General features: G+C 67.7%; 19 protein-coding genes, 1 tRNA gene and 1 pseudogene. 10 read left to right on the top strand and 11 right to left on the bottom strand.

From position 1 onward, the window contains the following. Positions 1 to 147: 147 nt before the first annotated feature. Positions 148 to 221, top strand: a tRNA-Pro gene (locus ADEH_RS16960). A gap of 174 nt (positions 222 to 395) precedes the next feature. Here ADEH_RS16960 and ADEH_RS23790 read toward each other — a convergent pair. The 7 genes and pseudogenes from ADEH_RS23790 to ADEH_RS16920 all read right to left on the bottom strand — a co-directional run. Next, positions 396 to 1,334 (bottom strand): annotated as a pseudogene (locus ADEH_RS23790) (phage integrase); the annotation flags it as partial. Between the two features lie 168 nt (positions 1,335 to 1,502). Then, positions 1,503 to 1,715: a helix-turn-helix domain-containing protein gene (locus tag ADEH_RS16945; protein ID WP_041453642.1), complete on the bottom strand. Its 213-nt coding sequence runs from the start codon at positions 1,713 to 1,715 to the stop codon at positions 1,503 to 1,505. A gap of 152 nt (positions 1,716 to 1,867) precedes the next feature. Next, the gene (locus tag ADEH_RS16940; protein WP_232287310.1) at positions 1,868 to 2,659 is read right to left on the bottom strand and encodes a hypothetical protein; all 792 of its coding nucleotides are present in this window, start codon (positions 2,657 to 2,659) and stop codon (positions 1,868 to 1,870) included. Between the two features lie 145 nt (positions 2,660 to 2,804). Next, positions 2,805 to 3,188 (bottom strand): hypothetical protein, encoded by a 384-nt coding sequence (locus tag ADEH_RS16935; RefSeq protein WP_041453641.1) that lies wholly within the window; start codon positions 3,186 to 3,188, stop codon positions 2,805 to 2,807. A 253-nt stretch (positions 3,189 to 3,441) separates the two neighbouring features. Then, positions 3,442 to 4,017 carry a hypothetical protein gene (locus ADEH_RS16930; RefSeq protein ID WP_011422333.1) on the bottom strand — a complete coding sequence of 192 codons (576 nt, stop codon included), beginning with the start codon at positions 4,015 to 4,017 and terminating at the stop codon, positions 3,442 to 3,444. Between the two features lie 157 nt (positions 4,018 to 4,174). Beyond that, positions 4,175 to 5,074, bottom strand: coding sequence for a nucleotidyl transferase AbiEii/AbiGii toxin family protein (locus ADEH_RS16925; RefSeq protein WP_011422332.1), 900 nt, complete (start codon positions 5,072 to 5,074; stop codon positions 4,175 to 4,177). After that, on the bottom strand, positions 5,071 to 5,649 hold the full coding sequence (locus ADEH_RS16920; protein WP_011422331.1) for a type IV toxin-antitoxin system AbiEi family antitoxin domain-containing protein: 579 nt from the start codon (positions 5,647 to 5,649) through the stop codon (positions 5,071 to 5,073). The genes ADEH_RS16925 and ADEH_RS16920 overlap by 4 nt, the downstream gene beginning before the upstream one ends. Positions 5,650 to 5,975: 326 nt before the next feature. Between ADEH_RS16920 and ADEH_RS23330 the strand changes: the two genes are divergently transcribed. After that, on the top strand, positions 5,976 to 7,475 hold the full coding sequence (locus ADEH_RS23330; protein ID WP_198133797.1) for a DUF6884 domain-containing protein: 1,500 nt from the start codon (positions 5,976 to 5,978) through the stop codon (positions 7,473 to 7,475). Beyond that, on the top strand, positions 7,472 to 8,008 hold the full coding sequence (locus ADEH_RS16905; RefSeq protein ID WP_198133796.1) for a DUF6998 domain-containing protein: 537 nt from the start codon (positions 7,472 to 7,474) through the stop codon (positions 8,006 to 8,008). The genes ADEH_RS23330 and ADEH_RS16905 overlap by 4 nt, the downstream gene beginning before the upstream one ends. Before the next feature lie 50 nt (positions 8,009 to 8,058). Here ADEH_RS16905 and ADEH_RS16900 read toward each other — a convergent pair whose 3' ends face one another. The 4 genes from ADEH_RS16900 to ADEH_RS23030 form a co-directional block, all read right to left on the bottom strand. Next, the gene (locus tag ADEH_RS16900) at positions 8,059 to 8,529 is read right to left on the bottom strand and encodes a hypothetical protein (RefSeq protein ID WP_157061386.1); all 471 of its coding nucleotides are present in this window, start codon (positions 8,527 to 8,529) and stop codon (positions 8,059 to 8,061) included. Between the two features lie 26 nt (positions 8,530 to 8,555). Next, complete coding sequence (locus tag ADEH_RS16895) at positions 8,556 to 9,692, bottom strand: hypothetical protein (RefSeq protein ID WP_011422327.1); 1,137 nt, start codon at positions 9,690 to 9,692, stop codon at positions 8,556 to 8,558. Positions 9,693 to 9,866: 174 nt separating this feature from the next. Continuing rightward, a complete protein-coding gene (locus tag ADEH_RS23035; protein WP_049760123.1) occupies positions 9,867 to 10,322 on the bottom strand; it encodes a lytic transglycosylase domain-containing protein in 456 nt (151 codons plus the stop codon). After that, complete coding sequence (locus ADEH_RS23030; protein ID WP_011422325.1) at positions 10,322 to 10,825, bottom strand: hypothetical protein; 504 nt, start codon at positions 10,823 to 10,825, stop codon at positions 10,322 to 10,324. Before ADEH_RS23030 ends, ADEH_RS23035 begins: the two co-directional genes overlap by 1 nt. 146 nt (positions 10,826 to 10,971) lie before the next feature. Between ADEH_RS23030 and ADEH_RS16880 the strand changes: the two genes are divergently transcribed. The 7 genes from ADEH_RS16880 (at position 10,972) to ADEH_RS16850 (ending at position 21,794) form a co-directional block, all read left to right on the top strand. Beyond that, the gene (locus ADEH_RS16880; RefSeq protein ID WP_011422324.1) at positions 10,972 to 11,751 is read left to right on the top strand and encodes a ParA family protein; all 780 of its coding nucleotides are present in this window, start codon (positions 10,972 to 10,974) and stop codon (positions 11,749 to 11,751) included. A 10-nt stretch (positions 11,752 to 11,761) separates the two neighbouring features. Next, a complete protein-coding gene (locus ADEH_RS22620) occupies positions 11,762 to 12,853 on the top strand; it encodes a ParB/RepB/Spo0J family partition protein (RefSeq protein ID WP_198133795.1) in 1,092 nt (363 codons plus the stop codon). Between the two features lie 331 nt (positions 12,854 to 13,184). Then, positions 13,185 to 15,176, top strand: coding sequence for an ATP-dependent nuclease (locus ADEH_RS16865; RefSeq protein WP_198133794.1), 1,992 nt, complete (start codon positions 13,185 to 13,187; stop codon positions 15,174 to 15,176). After that, positions 15,173 to 16,996 carry a UvrD-helicase domain-containing protein gene (locus ADEH_RS22855; RefSeq protein ID WP_011422321.1) on the top strand — a complete coding sequence of 608 codons (1,824 nt, stop codon included), beginning with the start codon at positions 15,173 to 15,175 and terminating at the stop codon, positions 16,994 to 16,996. Before ADEH_RS16865 ends, ADEH_RS22855 begins: the two co-directional genes overlap by 4 nt. A gap of 1,622 nt (positions 16,997 to 18,618) precedes the next feature. Beyond that, entirely contained in the window at positions 18,619 to 18,942 is a 324-nt protein-coding gene (locus ADEH_RS16860; RefSeq protein ID WP_011422319.1) for a hypothetical protein, read from the top strand. 69 nt (positions 18,943 to 19,011) lie between these two features. Further along, positions 19,012 to 20,709, top strand: coding sequence for a ParB/RepB/Spo0J family partition protein (locus ADEH_RS22615; protein WP_011422318.1), 1,698 nt, complete (start codon positions 19,012 to 19,014; stop codon positions 20,707 to 20,709). 209 nt (positions 20,710 to 20,918) lie between these two features. Beyond that, the gene (locus ADEH_RS16850; RefSeq protein ID WP_011422317.1) at positions 20,919 to 21,794 is read left to right on the top strand and encodes a DUF6744 family protein; all 876 of its coding nucleotides are present in this window, start codon (positions 20,919 to 20,921) and stop codon (positions 21,792 to 21,794) included. Positions 21,795 to 21,800: the final 6 nt, after the last annotated feature.

Raw genomic sequence — 21,800 nt, 5'->3', positions numbered from 1 at the left:
GCCCAGCCGTTTCAGTAGCCCCAGGCTTTTCTGTCCCCGCCGCGGAGAAGCCCCTTGACACCCTCTCGGCCGTCCAGTAGATACGCGGCCTTACGTCGGACCGAGGCCCTCCCGAGGCCCTGGTGAAGCACCGGCGTCCTGCAGCATCGGGGAGTGGCTCAGCCTGGTAGAGCACTTGGTTCGGGACCAAGGGGTCGCAGGTTCGAATCCTGTCTCCCCGACTCATCGAAGGCCGCGACGTCCCACGGGAAACCGTCGGTGTCGCGGCCTTCGCCTTTCCCGATTTTCGGCTTCTGTGCCTGAAACGTGACTGGCACGGTCGTTGACGGTGGGGGAAGCCCCTCGAACCTGAGGTGCTCGTCGAGAGCCCTCCGCGTGTCGCGCGTGTCGTGGTGGAGGTAGTGCCCCTCCGTCACCTTGATGTCGGCGTGCCCGAGCACCTTCTGGATGATCTGGATCGGGACGCCCGCCTTCGACAGCAGGGTGCCGGTCGTGTGCCGGAGCTTATGGATGCTGATGTCCTTCGGGACCGGCGAGACCCAGAGGGCGAAGCCGCACTGCGGACACTTCGTCACCGCGCTCGAGGTGCGGCGGACCTTGAAGCCGCAGCGGCGGCACTTGTGGTCGTAGCCGATGATGATGCCGGCCGCCTTGAGGGCGGTCCGGATCCGCTCGTTCACGTGCAGGTTGCGGCTGTGCATCGTGCCGTTCGGCCTCGGGAAGACCAGCACCGAGTCGGATGAGTCGACCGCAGTGCGCAGGTACGGCGTGAGGTCCCTCGCGATCGGGATCACGAGTTCGCGGCGCGACTTGGTGGTCTCGCCGTCCCAGCTCTTCCGGACCGTGATCTCGCCCGAACTCCAGTCCACGTCCTGCTTGCGGAGGCCGAACAGCTCGCCCTCGCGCATGCCCGTGAAGAGCGCGGTGGCGAAGATCTGCCGGTACTGGCCATGGCACGCCGAGAGGAACGGGCCCACCTCGTCGAGCGCGAGGAAGCTCGCCACCGTCTTCGGGACCTCGGCGATCGCGACGTCGTCGATGGGGTTCGCGCCAACCCAGAGCCCGGCTCGCGTCCCGACCCGGAACATGCGCCGGACGATGGCCCGCAGGTGGTTTCGCGTCCGCGGCTTGAGCACCGTCGCCTTCGACTGGAGGAGCTGCTCCAGGGCGAGCCCCGTGAAGCTGGACAGGGGAAGCTCGCCCAGCGCCGCCCGGAGGTGCTTCTCGATGGAGCCCTTGATGGTAGGGGACTTGAGGCGGCTACCGTAGTCCTTCCACCAAAAGTCGATGAGCTCGCCGAACGTGGTCGCGCTTCCGACCTCCGGGTCGACCATCCCGCGCCGGCGAAACGCGTACTGGTCGCGGCGGGCACGCTCGATCATGTCCGCCTTCGCCTTCTTGGTCGTCCGCGTGCTCTCTCGGACGCGCTTCCCGAGGTGGTTCACGTACGAGATCCAGTAGAACTCGGAGTCCTTGCGCTTGAAGGCCATGCGGCGCTCCTCCTACCGTCGCGGCACGATGCGATGCTTCGCGACCCAGACCAGGATGTCCTTGTAGTGGAACCGGATGTTCGTCCCCAGCCGGATGTGTGGGATCTCGTCTCGCTGGACCGCCTGGTAGATGAAGTCCGTCGAGACGTCGAGCGCCTCCGCGAGCTTCGACACCGTCCAGAGCGGCTGCGGTCCGGTAAACGTGAGCAGTTCTTCGTACGTCATGGCCCATCTCCTGCGGTGGAGACCATGCCACCCGCAGCCCGCTTCCGCGCGGGCTGCTTGATCCAAGTGTATAACGTACGACTGTCAAGAGGCGCATCGACCCGCATGACCCAAGAGGGCCTCGTTCGAGCCGACATCGAAGCACGGTCTCGCTAGGAGTCGCCCTCTTCCACGCTGTGGCCTCGGGTGAGCGGGTCCATGTCGTCAGCCACGGAGCGCGCCCACGCAGCCCAGCGCTGTTGCGCTTCGTCTTCTGGCCCGCGTGCCCGAAGCACTGCGGCAGCGTAGTCCCTCAGCAACGATGCCTCGCGCCACGCGTGAGCATCGGCGAGTAGCTCGGCGCGTCTCGCTTTCTCGCGCTCGCGTCGCTCGCGCTCCTCCGTTTCGCGCCGCAGCTGCTCGTCCCACTCGCGCTTGCGCCTCGCACGCTCGACCTCGGCGTCTCGATTCTCTTGAACGAGACGACCAAGCAGCGCCGGGACTTCGGCGAGCGCTTGCTCCAGTGTCGCGCGTTTGCGGTCGGCGAGCCGTGCCCGGTAGCGGTAGCTGGAGTCCGGGTCGTACAACTCGAGCGCGAAGCGGTTGGTCGGCTGATGGTCGACCTTCGGGACGGAGTGAAAGTGCGGATGAGCCGCGATCTGTCGTCGCTCATCCGCCGTCGGGCGGTGCGGAGTGGTCGCGTTCTCTTCCTTAAATCGGAAACGGAACTTCTCCCCGTCCACTTCGAGCATCGTCTTGTCGTCGACGAAAAACACGCGTCCGCGGACGTCGGGACCTTCCAGCCTTCGGATGAACGTGTCGAGGAGGCGGCCCGCGCGTTCCGTGTGGTCGCGGGCGACCGCAATCTGGAGGAAGCCTCGCGGTGTGCGAAGGAGTTTGTCGTCCAGCTCCGGTCGGTACGACAGGCGCGGGTCCGGCTTGAGAGCCCGGAGCGCCTTCCGCACAAGCGGGTGAAGATCGGGAGGAATCGCGACACGCACTGACGCTACTCCTTGAGTCGATCGTCGAGGTGGTGCTCCGAGCGCGGCGAGAACCGCGAAGCCCACGCCCACGACGGTCCTCTGAAACTCGCGCGCGACGCGGGAACCGTCACCGCGACGCCGCGCGCCGGAACGCGAGGACCTCGTCAACGACGTGCCGCGGAATCGAGAAGCGCTCGACGAGCAGTAGACGCTCCGGCGGGACCCGCTCGCCGCATGGGCCACAAAACGCCGCCTTCCGGGCTGTCTCGATGTCTCCGCGAGGGCCCGACCAAGCCACGTGATCGTCCGGCGCGGGCCGCAACTCTGCGTCACGCGCAAGGAGACGCCCGCGGTCGACAGCGCGCATCACATGTTCACGGACGTCCTTCGTGTCGGGAGTCGGGGCGCCCCTTCTGTACCTCAGCATGCACGGCAACTCGATGTCGCGGAACGAGCCATCGAGTTCGATAGCGTCATCGATGAGTTCCTCGGCCCAATCGTACGGCGGCATGTCTCGCTCACTCCTGCCGCGGCGGAGCCGCCGCGAGCGCGTCGCTAGGAACGAGTGTACGCAGCGGTCCGACAACCCCTGCCGTGCTGAGCACTCTCTCACCACGTCGCGAAAGGCGGCGCCGGCGTCACATTCGCGAGGGGGGAAACCTTTGCCGCCGCTTGCGGCAAGAACCGTCCGCGACTGACCCAAGCGGAAGCCACCCATCCGGAAGTAAGGCGTCAGCCGCTGAATTGGGGACGTCCGAGCGTGGTCACCTCGAACGTCGCGATTTCGCCATCACGCTCATCACGTCCGTCCGGATGATCCGCGCCTCGCCGAGATCGAGGCCGCTCTCGAGGGCAAGCATGAAGATGTCGTCCTCGAGATAGACGCCGGGAGGCGCCTGCGTCAGGGCCCGTACTTCGGCTCGGACGGCGCGCCGCAGGGTCTCGAACTCAGAAAACGGTGTTGCCGCGTGTTCCTTGAACCTGTCCACCAAGCGCGCAGGCACGCGTGGCCCACGCACGATGTAGTCGAGGTGCCGGAAGAAGTTCCCGCTCGTGAGGAGCTTCTCGCGGGTATCGCACCCATTGTCGATGAAGACCTGCTGGCGCGACTTGCGGATGCCGGGATTCAGCTCCGCGTCGGTGAAGTACCGTAGCCTGATGGCGGGAATGGCTCCGCGATCTTCGAGTCGCCGAAGCAGCTCCGCTACATGCGACCCATAGTCGTCAGAGAAAGGTCCCTCGCGGCCGTTCTCGGCTCGGATGCTGTCGAAGAGCGCTTGCTCATCTGCGGTAAGGTCGATCCCGAGGTGAGGAGCGGGCGGCTTCGGAGGCGGGCGCACGTGAGCCGCATATCACTGCCCTCTGACCGGGTGTCCCATTCATTGCGCGGAAAGGCGCGCCCACTCATGTGAAAACGCGTCCGCCCCGCTGCTCGTGGGACCCGTAACCCTCGAGCGGAGATGGTGAGTCTGCCTCGCCTCGCGCACCGCTCCGCTTCTATGTGAAGTCCCAAGTCCACGACCTTGGATCCCAGCTCCCCTCGGCGTTCGAGCCGAGCACGGGATCGAGGAATCCCCGGACCGCCGCCATGACATCGCCGAGCGTGGTCCACGGGAGCGCATCTTCCTCAGCCATCGCCGCGTACGGCTCCGTCCATTCCAACGGTGGATCGGGCAGGCGCCGTGGCGCCTGATGCGTGGCGCGGAACCCGAAGGTCTGCGCCAGCGCAGCGCGCAGCCGCCGCGCGTCCCGAGGGCCGATCTGCCCGAGCAGCGCCAGGTCCGGCATGTCCTTCACGCGCGTGCTCGGCGTGGCTCGCGGCAGCGTGTAGGCATGGAGCTTCTCCGCGACGTGCGTCTCGACCGGATACACCCGAAGCTCGGGGGCGGCGATGCCGGCGAACGCCAGGAGATCGTCGCCGGTGATCAGCTCCGGTTCGCCGAGAATGGGATCGCCGAACGCGACGTCGACGCCGAACGGCTGACCGTAGAGCATGCCCGCGAGACGGCACTCCGCCCGGAACCGCTGGCCTTCGTACTGGACGCCGGGGCCGGTGATGTCGGGGTGGCGGGCGTCCACCCTGACCTCGAAGGACATGAAGTCGCCGAGGTCGAGCCTACCCGCCTCCTGGAGGCGCGCGAGCAGGCCATCGGGCGATCCGACCACGCGGAGGTCGATGTCGCGGGTGGTCCGCGCCCGCTCGAGGCGCAACTCGAGGACGAGGCCGCCCTTGAGCGTGGCCGCGTCGCCGAGGACACGCACCAGCCGCGCGAGGTACCGATCGAAGACGAGGAGCTGCCGCCGGCGCGCGATGCCGCCCGGCTCGGCTACCTTCCGCAGGCGGTCGTCGAGCGCCGCCTTGAACGCCGCCGGCGTCGCGTACTCGCGGGGCTTCATCCTGGGACCTCACGCAACCCGGCGGCCTGCGAGATCTCCGCGAGGCCATCCGGCGAGACGAGCCCCCGGGACCGGGCCTGCTGGAATGCTTGGGCGAGCAGCTCCGGGGAGAGGTGCGTCATCGCACAGTCGAGGAGGGTTCGGCCCGGCTCGGTCACGGGTACCGCGCCGAACCACGATCGTTCGTCGGCGCGCACTGTCGCGTGGTGCAGCACCACTCCGCGGGGAACCTTCAGGCGCCTCCGCCGCCAGTCTGCCGGGACAGTGAGGTGGACGCGCTTCGGGAGTACGTCGGAGAGCTCGTACAGCGAGAGCGCCGTCTCGTGCGAGAAGACCCCGGCCTGCTTCGACCAGAGCCAGATTTCGGCGAGCTCCTCGTGCTCGCCGGCTGGATAGTGAACGAGGCGGTAAATCCCGCGGCGCACCCGCCTCACGCGGCCGAACTCGACGTACCGCTTGAGGAGCTGATGGTAGTAACCCGCCTCGGCGGCTTGTTCGGTCGTGAAGAGGCCGTCCTGGCCCGAGGCCGTAGCGAACAGCTTGTCCCAGCTCGGTTTTATCGCGGTCCCCGGCACTGCACGAATCTAAACGTTACGTTGCCTTTCGTGCAAGCCGGTTGTTCCAGCCTTCGGATCCCTGGCGACCTTGTGCGGAGGCGAGTCGGCCTTGTCCGTGGCCGTGAGAGACTGAACCTCGTCGGAACGCCAGTGCAGTCGTCGCGCCGGTAGGTGGTCGCGGCTGCGTACCGTGGTGCTTTCTGGGGGGCATCCCGTTGGCAATCGCAAGTCACCGCGAGTACCGCGACCACTTCTACGCGATCCTGGACGAGCTGTCGGTCCGGCTCGGCGGAGGCAGAGCCTTTGGCCCCTGTGACGGTCGCATGTCGTGGCCCAGCCGCGGCGTGTACTTCTTCTTCGAGCCGGGCGAAGAGCGCCGCCCGAGTGCGGCGGGGCAGCGAGTCGTCCGCGTAGGAACGCATGCGGTTTCTGCCGGCTCGAAGACGACCTTGTGGCAGCGACTGAAGCAGCACCAGGGCTACGGCGGCGATGCGGGTGTCGGAGTCGGCAACCATCGCGGGTCCGTGTTCCGTCACCACGTCGGGCTCGCACTCATTCGCTCGGGCCGCAGCCCAGACATGGCGGAGGCTTGGATGACGACTTCTCCGACGCCCGAGATGCGCGCGTCGGAACTGCCCCTCGAACAACTCGTGAGCGAGTATCTCGCGAGCATGCGCGTGCTGTGGATCGAGGCCGACGATACGCCCGGCCCGAACAGCATGCGCGCCTACATCGAGGCCCACGCGATCGCGCTCCTCTCCGAAGCCGCGACCGCGGAGCCGGCCTCGTCCGGGTGGCTGGGGCATCACGCGGCCGACGAAGCGATCCGGCGGAGTGGGCTCTGGAACGTGAAGCATGTCGGCCGCTCGTTTGACCCTGCGTTCCTCGACGAGTTCCAGCGCCTGGTGGCGCACACGCCGTCCGTGTCGCTCGGTGGCGGAAGGTCTCGCGAGAGCGCTGTGCACCCAGTCGCGGTGGCTACTCCGCTCGCGAGCGTCCCGCTGGGCGAGAGCGCAAACTCGGCACTGGAGCAGCCCGTCCTCGCGCTGCTCAGCTGCACGAAGAAGAAGGCTCCTGTTCCGTGCGCTGCGGCCGATCTGTACGCACCCTCTTCCTTCTTCCGGAAGGCGTACGCTCTCGCGCGTCGCGTCGCGCGTGACACGTTCATCCTCAGTGCGAAGCACGGCTTGGTGCATCCCGGCGACGTGATCGCGCCGTACGAGCAGACGCTCGCGGACTCTGGGCGCGCCGAACGACGCGCATGGGCGCTGGGAGTTCATCGCCAGCTGATCGCGAGGACCGAATACCGCGAGGCGAGGACGATCCTGTGGTTCGCCGGCGACGCTTATCGCCAAGACCTGATGCCGCTCGTCATGGGCGACGGCAAGCGCTGCGTCGTCCCGATGGAGAGGCTGGCGCAGGGCGAACAGCTCGCGTGGCTGACTCGCAACGAGCAAGTGCGCACGGAGGCGTTGCCTCTGCCCCGACGCGTTGCGGGTCCCGCCACTGGATCGCCCGTCGTGAATAGGGCCCTCGAGAAGCCAGTCGTCGAGAAGCCAGCACGCATGATGGCGCGCCCCACGGCGGCGGCGGCACCGAAAGCGGCCGCGTTCGAGCAGGAGTTGGGTGAGCGGCTGGCGCGCGCGAGACGCGACTCGAAGAAGTCCCTGGTCGTGAACGCAGGCGAGCTCCACCGTTCGGTCGGGGGCTATCCGGGACCCGGGAACCGGATGCCGATCTGCTGCCGCGTCATGCGCAAGTACATGAGCGCCGGCGACAGGATCGTCGCGGCGCCTCCCCGAGGCGATGGGGCGAGCTTCACCGTATGTTACGAACTCACGTGAGCACGAAGAACGACAACGCATGCCGCGACGGCGCGGCCACTACGAATGCCCCGGCCGCTGGCGAGCCTTCCGCTCGGCACGCGCGCGCGATGGAGTTGCTGAGGAGCGCGAAAGCGCTCGCGCAAGAGTACCGCGCGGTCACCGGGAAGCCCCTCGGCATCACGGGAGAGGTCGCCGAGTACGAGGCCGCGCGGCTTCTGGGTCTGGAGCTCACGGTCGCGCGTCAGGCGGGCTTCGACGCCATTGAGCAAGACGGCGGTGACGCTCCTCGCCGGCTCCAGATAAAGGGCCGGTGTCTCCAGAATGGCAGCAAGAAGGGCCAGCAGCTCGGGTCGATCGACATCACGAAGGAGTGGGACGCGGTGCTGATGGTGCTTCTCGACGAGAACTTCGACGCTCGCGAGATCTACGAAGCGGAACGCGGCGCAGTCATCGCGGCGCTCGCCGCGCCGGGATCGAAGGCTCGGAACGAACGGGGTTCCCTTGCCGTCAGCAAGGTCAAGGCGATCGGTCGCATCCGGTGGAGGCGGTGACCGACGCGGGTCCAACGTGCCGGTGAGTGGCCCCCCGCGAAGCTGGCAGGTCAGTCTCCTCGCAGCCCCTTCGTTATCGCCCTTACGGTTTCTATCGCAAATGAGGCTTCATCTTGGGCCGTTCGCCACTCGCCGAGATCCTGCGACTCCAGATCGACGGGCTTCTCGTGCATGAGATCGTTTCTCGCCTCGCGAAACCTCTTGCACGCGGCGAGGAGGTCTGAGTCCGAGATGCCGAGCAGCCTCAGCTTCTCCTCGTAGGTCGTGTGGGCGCGATCGATCTTCTTGTACAGCTCTGGGCCGAGGCGTTCTCTTCCCACCAGCGCGAGTAGCGCCTCCAGGTACATGCCGGCGAACGCGATTGCGATGAAGCTCTGCTTGAAGGACCGGCGCTCAGGATCATGCCTCACGACATACCCAGGCTGACCATCAGGTTTCGGACTTCTTCCCTCCTCAAGAAGTCGCTTCGACTCTGCAGCCGCGTCCTCCGCGATCGTTAGGTACACGCGAACGTTCGTCATGATGGAAGGCATGCGTCAGGCCGCTGTTAGCTCTTCGTGCTCGCGATTCCAAGGACCTCGACAACGAGCGGCAAAACCTCGGCAAGCCTGGGGTCGCTCCCGCGGACGGTTGGCTTCGTCATCTTCATCTGCTCGGGGAAAAGAGATGTGAGTACTTCGAGCCAACGCTTCGCTCCCGCTTTGCCGAGTGCACCCTCGAGCGCGACGGTATCCTTCGCGAGAACGATGTGGCCCCACCCCACGTAGATCTCGATAAGCGTGCGTCCATTCTTCTTGAGGAGCGCCGACGCGCCCTTCCCTGTCCCCCAGCGAACGTGCGCACCAGGAAACGTCCGCTCGATCTCGGTAAGCTTGACGGCGAGGTTGCTGATGGGCCGCATGTGAGGCGCTTGACCGAGTGCAGCGAGGAAGCTCTGCTCTGTCCACGGCCCGTTCGGACCTTCCTCTTTCCCCGGCTCGAGGCGCTCCACCAGCACCCGGCTCCTATCGCCTTCCACCTCGACCTTCACCGTCTGGCGGCGTTCGACCTCGATCGCCGCCTTGATGTGCGGGACGAGGATGTGCTTCGGGCCGCCAGCGTCGGACATGCGCTCGAAGACCGTCACCTCGACGAGCGCAAGTTCCCACTCGTTCAGCATATGGTCGCCAAGGAGCGTTCGCCCGAGCTTGACGGCACGCGGATTAAGCTGGTCGCCGGCGACGACGAGCAGGTAATCGCGCTCCTCATGGATCCGCCGCGCGATCTCCTCGCTTGAAGCTTCAACGCCCTCCGGAACATCCGGGAGCGCCTCGACCTCCACCTCGCCAAGATGAACCGCGTAGTCGAGCAGTTGCGCGAGCACGCTGCGACGAGCCTCAGGGTTGGTGGAGAGCTTGGTCTCTACGATCGCGACCCGGCCGCTCTCCGAGACCAGCAGGATGTCGATGCTACCGACGTCGACCGGGAACTCGCTTGCCCAGAACCACCAGCGCTCGTTCGTGAAGCCCGCCTGCGTGCACGGCGAAACCACAAGACTCGGGTCGCGCTCGATGGCGTTCTGAAGCCATCGCTCGGCGAAACCGACCTCCTTGGCCGATGTCTGACGGTACGCCGGCCACGCGATGTGACCGTCCTCCTTCGATAGGTCGGCGCCGAAGACGAACGGGCTCAGATGCTTGTCCATGGGGTCCCCCCTCGCGGTGAGGTGAGCAGCCTACCTGACTTGCGGACACCCTCGGAACCATGAAGCCCCAGGAGCATTGGCGACGATGCCGCGCAGCCCGGCTCAGGGCGTTGGAGGGAGAGGGAGTATTCGACGTCGTTGACGAACTCTTCTCGCACGCCGCGGGACACATCGTCAGCTTCGGACCACCGGCAACGAGAACCGCGTTGCCGCGAGTACCTTCCACACGTATGCCGGCGTTTCGCCGTTGCGAGGAACCGGCGCGAACAGCCGGCGCGGCCGCGCGTTGTACGCGACCAGAGTGGCGATCACATCACCCTCGTAGTGGCGGAGGAGCACAGCGAGGAGCCGCACACCGCCGAGGACGTTCCGGCGCGGGTCGAACAGATCCCGCTCCGCGATGCCGACGCGGCGCGCCGTGTACGGCATGAGCTGCATGAGGCCCTTCGCGCCGGCACGGGAGACCGCGCGCGGGCGGAAGCTGCTCTCGACAGAGATCACCGCGACCACGAGGGCCTTCGGGACCGGGTAGATGGCGGAGGTCTCGGCGAGCGCCGCGTCGATCTCGGCCTCGAACGGGATGGGGCCGCGGGCCGCGAGCAGCGCCGCGAGGGCGAGCGTGGCGCACATCATCGCGAGCGGCCGAGCGCTTTGGCCGCATCGGGTGGCGCGGAGTGGGCGGTCACCGGAGTGCGGTCCGCCCGACCCGCCGGCGAGACCATGTTCGTGGCGACGAACAGGGCCAGGAGCAGTGCCGTCGCGAGGAGGATCCGCCGCAGGCCGATCGCGAACAACACCGCGACGCCGGCGACGATGGGCGGCAGGCGGCCCGTGGCGACCATCACGGCGACGCCAGCGACCGCGCACACGACGAGCGCGGCCTTGAGGCGCGCGCCGAGACCGGCGAGCCAGCCCGGCGGCGGCGTCGTTCGCATGAACTCCCGATGAAGCTCCTGCGCGCGCACGAGCGCGTCCGCGGCGCCGGTCTGCTGTGCCGCCGAGACGGCCCCGACGTAAGCCTCGCGGAACCGCCGGTACGCGCGCCTGCTCCGTGCGGCGAGCGCCACGTGCGCCGCGACGCCGGTCACGACGCTCGCGGCGAGCCACAGGGCGATGGGATCGGAGTTCGTCATGCTTCACCTCGATACCATCCTGCCGGTCGCCCCTGACAGTCACTCGAATCCGACCCAACAGGTGCACAGCATGCGCGTTGTATGTCACACGCCAGACGGTCAGAGTCAACCCGCCGGCCCCATTCGCGCCGGCGGAGGAGATGGACATGACTGCTCGCAGACTCGTCGTGGCGATGCCGAAGGGAGGGTCCGGGAAGACCGCGACCTCCGTCGCGTTCGCCTGGGGACTCCAGCGCACCGGCCGGCGCGTGCTCGTCGTCGACCTCGACTCGCAGGGGAACGCCACCGCGGCGCTCGGCGTGGACGCGCAGCCCGGCGCCTACGGCGTCCTCGAGTTCCTGCTCAGGCCCGAGCTGCCGTTCGAGCCGCAGCGCGTCTGCGAAGGACTGGATGTGGTCCCGGCGTGCCCTTGGGCCGTCGGCGTCGACCTCGAGGTGCAGCGCGCGAACCAGCTCACCGGTCCCGTCGCCGTCCGAGAGGCGCTCCAGCGCGTCGAGGATCGCTACGACTTCGTCATCTGTGACTGCGCCCCGAGCCTCGGTCCGGTCACCTACAACGCGCTCGCCGCCGGGCCGATCCTCGCGCCGGTCGAGACGACGCGGCTCGCCGTCTCCGTCCTCCCGGAGCTGGGACGGGTGGTCCAGCAGCTCCGCCGCGGCGTCGCCCCCGAAGCGAACGTGCTCGCCTACCTGCCGACGCGGTTCGTCGAGGAGCAGACCGAGTCGCGCGAGGCGCTCAAGGCGTTGGAGGGGCTCGTTGGTGACCGGGCGCTCCGCACGCGCATCCCGCTCGCCACCGCCATCGCGCGTTCGCTCGCCGAAGGGATCCCGCTCTACGACGCACGCTACCGGCCGTCGAAGGGGCCGCCGGCCTATCTCGCCGCGCTCGACGAGCTCCTGCCGATCCTGGAGGCGAGCCATGGCTGAGGGCCGCCAGATGTCCATCGTAGAGAAGCTCACGTCGCGGATCACTCGCGCCGAACAGGTCAGGGCATCCGACGCGAACGGAGCCGACCCGATTGCCGTCTACGCCGCCGAGGCGACCAAGGACGCAGTGCTCGCCAGCATCCTCCCGGGCCAGCAGCTCCGGTCGGTCCGACTGGACCTCATCTCGCCCGCGCCGGATGGACAGGCGCGCCAACAGTTCGACGAGGAGCGGCTCCTTGCACTCGCGGACAGCCTGCGCCGCTCCGGAGTCAGGGAACCCATCATCGTGACGCCGCACGGGGCCGAGCCCGGACATTTCCAGATCGTCGCGGGGGAGCGGCGGTGGCGGGCGGCGCAGCTCGCAGGCCTCGAGGAGATCCCCTGCATCATCGACCCGAAGCTGGTCGACCGTCCCACGAAGCTGCTGGCCCAGGCCGAGGAGAACTTGCACCGCGAGAACCTGAACGCGGTCGAGGAGGCCGACGTCCTCGCGCAGCTCATGGGGGCGCGAGACCTCGACGTGCGCGAGGCAGGCGAGCTCATCGGGCGCAGCTACGCCCAGGCGCGTCGGCTCTACCGTATCCATATGGCGATCGAGCCCATCAAGAAGGCGCTCATCCGCGGTGAGCTCGACGCCCGGGGAGCCATCGAGGTCGATCGCGTCTTCAACGCACTCGAGAAGGCAGTCGGGAACGAAGAGGCGCTGAAGCGGGTCGACAAGCTGCTCGAGCGCATCGTGCGGGAGAAGTGGCCGATCCGACGTATCGAGCAGCACGCGAAGAAGGTGGCGGGCGGGGACGACGAAGAGAGCGCCGCCCTCACGAACAGCGGGCTGTCGGGCGAGGCGGTCAGCGCGGCATCCACCGCGGTAGGAAACCGGAGCTCGGATACGACGCCCGAGGAGGCGGCGGAGGTCGTCACGCCGGAGGTAGTCACCGAAAGCGAGGTGTTGCCCGACTCGTCGCCTCCGCTGTTCTCGAGGGAGCATGGGCGCGTCGTCATCGAGGAAGCGCGGATCCAGCGTGGGGTGGTCACGCCGGACGAGCGCGAGCAGCTCATCGCCATACTCGAGGAGCTGCTGATGCGGGTCCGGCGCGTGTAGAGGGTGCTCACAGGCCCGTTCGTCGTTCGCCGGACGGTGGCCGCGGTTGACCTCGCGGCCCGTCCGGCTTCCTGTTACCGGGCGGACGACGGGCCAAAAGGGGAAGGGAGGAGGTCCGTTCTCCCGCTGCGTGAGGCGGCCCTGTTGTGGGAGTCGCCAGCAATCTCGCCCTGTCAGGCCGACGTGGGATCGTTCGTGTGGTGAAGTGGTTCTGCCGCGGATGGGGCCCGGGAATGAGCGCTACATCGATGAACGATTCGCGCCGTCGAGCCTCGGTCCACTCGGCAACATTCCGAGTCGAGGAGCGGCCGAGTGGCCTGAGGGGGTGGGGATGCATCTCGCTACGTTGCGGATCGAGAACTTCCGGTGTTTCGGTTCATCCGGAATCACCATCGAGTTCCAGGCTGGGATGAACGTGATCCTCGGCGAGAATAACGTCGGGAAGACAGCCATCGTTGACGCTTTGCGACTGCTGTTCAGTCTCGGCCCCGGGAGACGCGACGTCTATGTCCAGCCGCAGGACTTCTACTGTGCAGCGGGAGGCGAGCCGGCTCATGAGATTCGGCTAGATGCGATCTTCGAGGGGCTTTCAAACGCCGAGCAGGGCGTCTTCTATGAACTTCTCGTTCCTGGGCCGCCAGTATCGGCGCAGGTTCACCTGCGGTTCCGACTCGAAACGGTCGGCGGGCAGAGCCGAGTTCGTCAAACCGTGTGGGGCGGGGAAGTCGAGGGGCAGCCCGTGCCCCCCGCAGTGTGGGAACTCGTCTCTCATATGTACCTTGGTGCACTCCGAGATGCGGAGTCGGATCTCAGGCCCCAGCGTGGGGGGCGAGTGGGACATCTCGTAAAGCGTGTGATCAGCGATCCCGTTGATCGCGCCCGCGTAGAGGCTCACGTTCGACAGGCCAATCGCTTCATTCTGGCCGAGGGGGGTATCCAGAGAACGGCCGAAATGATCAACGATCACTTGTCCGAGCTGGCGGGAAACGAACTGCGTCAAAGCGTCCGCATCAGTCTTGGTGCGCCGGCATTCGAGCGAGTGGCGGACACGCTTCGGCTATTGCTCCCACAGGCGGGCGAAAGCGAGTTCGTGGCGGTCTACGACGTGGAGTCTTGGAAGGAACTTCGCCAGCGGGCAGGCGCTAACGCCAATCTGCTCGACCGAGTCTCGGAGGATGGAGACCGAGTGCTCATCAGGTTGGGGCATCTGGGAAAACCTGAACAGGAGAAACTCGGCGAGTTGTATGCCGAGTTGCTTGACCACGTGGAGCCGTTCGGAGTCGACCAGAACGGGATGGGGTACAACAACCTCATTTACATGGGGGTCGTGCTTGGCGACCTCGTCGAGCGTCGGAAGGCGGGGCTTCAGAACTACAGCGCCCTCCTGATAGAGGAGCCGGAGGCGCATATTCATCCGCAACTTCAGGTGCTCGTCTACGACTTCCTCAGCCGAACCAGCGTTATCGACGACGCAGGGAATCAAGTTCAAGTCTTCGTGACGTCACATTCGCCGACGCTCACGTCGCGTGCGAGCTTGGACAGCCTCATTGTTATGCATCGTGCTGAAGGGAGAGTAACGGCGACGGCTCTGAGGCGGTGTCCTCTCGACGAGAACCAGAAGGCAGATCTCAGGCGGTACCTCGACGTTACTAGATCGCAGCTCTTGTTTTCGCGCGCGGTCGTTCTGGTTGAGGGAATCTCGGAGGCGCTTCTCTTCCCCGTGCTCGCAAAGCGTGCGGGGTACCGGTTCGATCACAGCGCAGTCGAGGTCGTCGCCGTAGCCGGTGTGTCATTCGCACCATTCGCGGCGCTCTTCAACAGCGACGAACCTGCTCGTCGGCTCCACATTCCGTGCGCACTCGTGACCGATGATGATCGCTGCGCTGGTGAACTCGAGCCCTCGAAACTGCGCGATGCCGCCGAGTTGATGGCCGCCGGTCGAGTGCTGGCAGCAGGGCGGCAGTCGGACAGGTCTTCCAAAGCCGCAGAACTCGAGGGGGGAACGCTAAAGGTATTTCGTGCTCGGAAGACGCTCGAAGTCGAATTGGGGATGTTCACGGACAATCTCGAGCCGATAGCCGAGGCTGTCGAGGGATGCGGGCACCCGACAGTGGCGCGGAATCTGCGAGAGCAGGCGGCGACTCTGGACTTCGACTGGGGCCGCGCGGCAGCGGTATGGGCTCGGCTGTCGGGCATGAAGGCTGCCGTAGCGCAGCGTCTGGCTGCGCTGCTAGACGAAGGCACACCAGTAAGAACGTTCGTCGTTCCGGACTACCTGTCCGCGGCAGCGAAGCACGTGGCGCGTCGTGGTTCGCGGTCATGAGCGACGACTCCCTCACGCACGAGCAGCGCGCCGTTGTGGAGCGTCGAGGCCGCTTCACGGTGCGGGCATGTCCTGGCAGTGGCAAAACGTTTGTGGTTGCTCGTCTGCTCGCCCATCGGATTCGAGAGTGGAAGGCGCGCCACGCAGGCATTGCTGCGCTGTCATTCACAAACGTCGCGTGCGAGGAGGTGCGTCGGTCGCTTGTCGCCCTCCGGTGCGACGCGTTTGGAGCGTATCCACACTTCCTCGGCACGCTAGACTCCTTCATCAATTCCTTTGTATTCTTGCCGTTCGGGCACAGGGTGATGGGATGCGCGGGGAGGCCGGCCATCGTCGGGCTCCCGGAAAGGCCTTGGGTGGCTTCGGGGCGATGGGCGTGGGGCCGCCCCGCGTGTAATCGCAGCGGGTGTAGGTTGGAGCACTTCTCGTGGGACCTCGCAGGAAACATCGTGAGGAGTGGGCGGCGGCCTTTCCAATGTCCAACGGGGCACGATCGATGCTCGGTTCTTAAACGAGAGTTTGGGAAGGATGGATGGGCAACCCCGAGCGACGCCGCGTATTGGGCGGTGAGGGTCCTTGAATCCTTTCCGGAAGTCGCGAAAGCGCTCGTAAGGCGGTTCCCCGAAGTGGTCGTCGACGAGGCCCAAGACACGTCCGAAATGCAGATGCGGATCCTCGATCTCCTGGTCGGGGCCGGGCTGCAGGAGATCGTCTTGGTCGGCGATCCGGACCAATCGATCTACGAGTGGAGGGCAGCTCACCCTGAGCTGTTCGAGCGTAAAGCCAGTGGAAAGGAACTTGACTGGGATCACCGGTCCGAATTGACCGAGAGTCGGCGCAACTCGCAACAGATCTGCAACGCCGCGCAGCCCTTCTCGACGTTAGCGTCGGCCGCAAGGGGGACGTGCACGGGGATTCGGCCTGTTCTGTGGATCTATGATCCGAAGCGTCCGGCGGATCTCGTGCCGCGGTTTGAAGAGTATTGTGAGACCAATGGCGTAGCGCCTTCCGCCGGGTCGGCTGCGGTACTCGTTCGGAATCGTACGTTGCTCAATCGCATTCTCGAGGTGCCTGACGAAGTAGACCCCTGGCACGTCGATGCGGGAGGGAGCGCAACGAGGCTGCTCGCCCTAGCGGCCGTCGAACGCGACGCAGGACGGGTGGGTCGTTCGCTCGGTCTCCTGGATGCGGCTCTTGCGACGCTCGCGTTGCGCCGGGCGACCGTGAGCGGTGCGCGGACGACCGCGATGGATATCGATCGTCGCCGTGCGCTCACAACTGTGTTGGAGCGACTGCCGTCCGCGGCGATGCCGCTTGGAGCGTGGGCGGACGCTCTCCAAACGATGTTCCCTGCTGCGGCGGCTGTGGCCGGCGTCGCTGTGTCGCAAGACGAAGCGCAGGAGCTTCGGCCGAAAGCGTTCGTGAAGAGCGGGCGCAAGCACGTCACGGATTTCTTGAGGGTGCCAACCAGAGCCTTGTTTGGAGACGCTTCGCGCGTGCGACGCGTACAAGTCGAGACCATCCATGCGGCCAAGGGCAAGACCTATGACGCAGTGGTGGTGGCGCTAGGCAGTCGCGGCGAGTGCGCCGTGAAGCAGCTCGGTGTGGGGCAGCCGGAGCCTGAACAAAGGCGAGCGATGTACGTTGCGATGACGCGCGCTCGATCGCTTCTGGTGATCGCGGTCCCGACCGGTACTGTTCGAGAGGATGTTGCGAACTTCTCGGGATGCGACTGCGCTGAAGTACCGCCTTTGGCAGAAGCGAGTCGGACACGAGGTCGGACCGGTGGGCGCTCCCGGCGTGCAGGGGTTGCGGAGTAGTCCGCGCGAACGGCCGTCGCGGTAGTCAAGGCGAGAAGCGCGCCGCGACGCTTCGCGCACTAGACTCGCCGCGCCGTGTACGGCATGGGCCGCATGAGCTTCTTCGCGACGCCGCGCGACACGGCGTGCGGATTCGGGCCGTGTGGATGCGGTAGCGACGCCGCGCCTGGGCATCGCTTCGCCCGATGGGCTGCGTCATCATCGAGGAGTCCGCATTAAGAGCGGAGGCGTAGCGCCGGAGCAACGCGAGCAGTTCATCGCGGTGATGGAGGAACTGCTCACGCGAGTTCGCCGCGCTTAGAGGCGACAGAATGCACGGTCGCGACTTAGCTGGACGCGCCGCGGAATGATCTGCGGTACCCGTCCGGCTTCTTCATGCCCGCCGCGGACTGCCACGGGAAGAGCGCCGGGCGCCTCTTGAACCACGTGGTTCAAAATGGAGCAAACGGGGTGTTCCCGGGGGGTGTGTCCTGGAGTCCGCAGGATTGGGATCAGGGTTGGGATCAGGATTGGGATCAGGTTTGGCGACGGTAAGCGCGCGAGATCTCGGCGGCCCGGCCCCGCCGCCTGCGAGTGGCGTTCGTCGCGAGGTGCGGGGTGCCATCAGCCCGACCCCTCACTCCCAACCACCGGAGTGAGGGGTCGGGCTGCTGTCACCCTGAGTCTTTCTTCGATGGGCTGGTGGCGGGGCCGGGCAGTTCTTGAACCACGTGGTTCAAAATGGAGCAAATGGGTACAGGGGAGAAGGAGAGGTGGGAGTGTGGGGATAGAGGCATAGAGAAGGAAAACGAGAACGGGAAGGAACGGAACCAGTCAACGCGGGGTGAGTCCGCGGGCATGCTGTGGCATCTGACGGTGTGCGACGAACGACGCGGACGAGAGCACCGGCAGTGCGAACGGCATCGGCTCATGCTCGTGTCGCCCGGGCGCTTCGAAAGAAAGCAGCGGCGTGCGTGGGGGCGGCGAGGGCCCTGAGAGACGCAGCCGACGCGCTTCGACTCGAAGTGGACGACCCGGCGTTCCGTCGTGTCGAGGCGGATCTGGCGCTTCAGCTCGCTGCGCTCCAGGACCACGAAGCCGCGACCTGCGAGTCGGAAGCGAAGTCCGCCGACAGCCGCGCGGCGAAGGCGAGCGCGCGCGCACGTCGTCATCAGTGTTCGGGCAGTAAGCGTCGGCGCACGCCGTAGATGCGGGACCACGCATGCGCGCCGACGAGAGACAGTCGGCGCAGCGCGCGGTCCGCCTGAGGACGGGCAGGGCGGGGCCCGCGAGTCGAAGGCGAGCGGTGCCGAGGCGGGACCACGCATGCGCGCCGACGAGAGACGGTCGGCGCAGCGCGCGGTCCGCCTGAGGACGGGCAGGGCGGGGCGAGCGAGTCGAAGGAGGGCGGTGCCGAGGCGGGACCACGCATGCGCGCCGACGAGAGACGGTCGGCGCAGCGCGCGGTCCGCCTGAGGACGGGCAGGGCGGGGCGAGCGAGTCGAAGGAGAGCCGTGCCGAGGCGGGACCACGCATGCGCGCCGACGAGAGGCCGTCGGCGCAGCGCGCGGTCCGCCTGAGAACCGTACCCAGGCGCCGCCGTCCGGCGGCACCGGCCGCTCCACGTCGGTGAGAGCGGCCGGATGCCCGCCGACGAGGACCCCGCCATGTCCGATTCGAGCCTTGCCCGTCCCGTAGTCACCGAACCGGAGCAGCATGTCGCCCCTGCGAGACACCGCCGGGTGGGGGCGAAGCGGTGCTGCTTCTGCGACCGCGAGAACGCCGGCGACGTCGTCGATGCCGGCGGCGACATCGGACGCGTCCACCGCGCCTGCTTCATCGAGTGGGACCGCAGGGAGGAGGCGCTCGAGATGGCGGCGTTGGTGGCCCTGTCCCTGCCGGACCCGGGCGAGTTCTGGTCCGAGCGCGAAATCGCCGGGGAGGACCCGCTGGCGCAGGCGGCTTAGCGCTGCGGCCGGCACCGCGCCGCCCTCTGGACGAGGCGGCGCGGTGCCGCCCATCACAGGAGGTCGCCCGTGAAGGCGAGTGCCACAGCGAAGAAGACGAAGCCCGCGGTGAAGCCGCGGCCAGCGGGCCTCGAGCCGGTTCCAGTCCGGCTCGTCCCGATCGACGACATCGATCCGTCGCCGCGGAACCGGACGGCGCGCAACATCGACGAGCTGGTCGCGTCGGTTCGCGAGCACGGCATTCAACAGCCGATCAAGGTCCGGCCGAAGGGCTCGCGGTTCGAGATCGTCTACGGCGAGCGCCGCTACCGGGCGGCGAAGCTGGCGGGCCTGAAGGAGGTGCCGGCCACGGTCGAGGATCTCACCGACGAGGAGGCGCACGAGCTCCGGATCGTCGAGAACGCCTGCCGCGAGGACCCGCACCCGGTCGAGGAGGCCGAGGCGTACGAGGCGCTGCTCGCGATGAAGGACGGCCGCGGCCGGCCGCTCCACACCGCGGACACGCTGGCCAAGCTCGTGGGCCGGTCGCCGCAGTATGTCTACTCGCGCCTGAAGCTCACGGCGCTCGGGCCCGCGATGCGGGATGCCTTCTGGAAAGGCGAGCTCACGACCACCACCGCGTTCCTCGTGGCGAGGGCGGTTCCTCCCGCCCTTCAGGACGAGGCGCTGTCGGAGCTGCGGAAGGAGCTCGAGGATCTGGAGGAGGGCGAGCCGTTCCCGGCAGACGACCTCGCGTACCTGGTCGAGCAGCGGTACCTGACGCGGCTCGACCGCGCCCAGTTCTCGACGGACGACGCGAAGCTCGTGCCCGAGGCCGGCGCGTGCACGAAGTGCCCGAAGCGCACCGGCAACCAACCCCGGCTCTTCTCGGACGACACCGCGGCGGACACGTGCACCGACCTCGTCTGCTTCCGGAAGAAGGTCGCCGCGCACCACGAGCGGCTCGCGAGCGAGGTCCGGGCGAAGGGCGGCACCGTCCTGACCGAGCAGCAGTCGAACGCGGTGTTCCACGGCGGCCGCCAGCTCCCCTGGAACAGCAACTACGTGGAGCTGGACGCAGTCTGCTTCGACGACTCGGAGCGGCGGACCTTGCGGCGCCTGCTCGGCGATCTCTGCCCAACCCCGACGCTCGCGACGGATGCGGGAGGCACGCCGCGCGCCCTCGTGGGCAAGGCGGAGGCCCTCGCCGCGCTCGCCGCGGCCGGAGTGGAGTTCGTGGGGCGGCGCGACTCAGGAGTGAGCACCCAGGACGACGACCCGGACGCCGAGGACGGCGAGGCGCCCGCACCGAGGGCGCCGCCCGCCGACCCGGCGGCGGCGCGCGCCGCCGCGGAGCTGCGCCGCGCCACGATCGCGAACATCCTCTCGGCGGTCGTCGCGGCCGCGCAGGCGCGGCCGCCGGACGACTCGACCTTCGCGCGGCTCGTGTTCGACGCGATGGTCCACGGCGGCTACCACGACGCCGTCGCGGACGCCGTGAAGCGGCGCGGGCTCGAGCGCGAGAAGGGCTTCTCTCCGGAGGCGGCTCTGACGGCGCACGCGAGGGAGCTCGACGGCGGGGCGCTGCGCGCCCTCGTCCTCGAGCTCGCGGTCGGCCGCGGTGCGTACTTCGCCTGGTCCTCGCGGTACTCGGACCGGCTGACCGCCGCCGCCGCTGCGTACGCGGTCGACATCGGCGCGGTCGAGAAGGCAACCGCGGACGAGCTCGCGCAGCGCCGCGCAGAGCGCGGCGCGCGCAAGTCGAAGAAGACGCCGCCCGGTAATTGACGCGTCCCGGCCGTCGGGCCGGAACGCGAGGAAAAGCCCGCCGCCTCTCCCTGTGGTGTCGGGCTCACCGCCCCCCGGGGCTCCAGGTTGCTCGGAGCCCCGGGGGTTCTCCCCCGACAGCGCCGCCTCGGGTCGCGAGCCGTCACCGCGCCGCCCGGCTGGGCGGGGCGGCGCGGTGCCGCCTCCTCACTTCGAACAGGGAGTCCAGCATGTCCGTGGAGCTCATCCGTTCCTACACCCACACCGGCGGGAAGCACGTCGGCGATCTCCTCTGGTGGACGCTCGCTGACGCGAGGGTTACCCGCAGCACGCTCGAGACCGTCTGGGCGAACGCCGGGCTCGCCGAGAACCTCCTGCCCGAGCCGCCCACGCCCGAGAAGGCGCTCCGGACCGCAGTCCGCGAGGCGCAGGTCGGGCAGCACGATCACCTGCTCCGGCTCGGGAAGGAGGACGACGGCGAGATCGTCTTCGCCGTCGTCGCCGAGACCCGCGACGGCGACGGGAACGTCTCCCTCGCGCAGACGGCGCGGATCCGGCTCGACCGCGCGCGCCCCGTGAAGCTCGAGTCCGACCGGCCCGGCCACGACGTCGTCGTGGCCGTGTCCGCCGCCTACGACCGGCTGCTCAACACGCACACGCCGGACGACGTCCGGCGTGCGCTCGTGAAGACGCTCGCGTCGTGCGCCGCCGTGACGCTGCGCGATCACGGCGGCGTCTACTGGGTCCCGGCGCCGTACGCGGAGACGCTCCGACGCCTCCGCGACGCCGTGTCGAACATCGGCGCCTCGCGCCTCGACGTCGTCCCGATCCACGCGTCGCCCGAGGCGACGGCGGCGCTCGGCGACGCTGCGCGCGCCTCGCTCGACGAGGAGATCACGGCGCTCCGCGCCGAGATCGAGGGCTTCCTCTCGGACCCGCCCGAGCGCGCGTCCACGCTCGCGCGTCGGCTCGAGACGTTCGAGGGCCTCCGCGCGAAGGCCCGGCTCTACCACACCGTCCTGCAGGTGCAGGTCCAGGACCTCGAGACCGCGCTCAACAAGCTGACCCTCCAGGTCGAGGGACTCCTCCAGACCAAGGCCGCGTGAGGAGAG

The organism is Anaeromyxobacter dehalogenans 2CP-C (assembly GCF_000013385.1).
In the GTDB taxonomy this organism is placed as follows: Bacteria; Myxococcota; Myxococcia; order Myxococcales; family Anaeromyxobacteraceae; genus Anaeromyxobacter; species Anaeromyxobacter dehalogenans_B.
The sequence above is the reverse complement of the archived record's forward strand: the minus strand, read 5'-3'. Positions and strand labels throughout refer to the sequence as shown.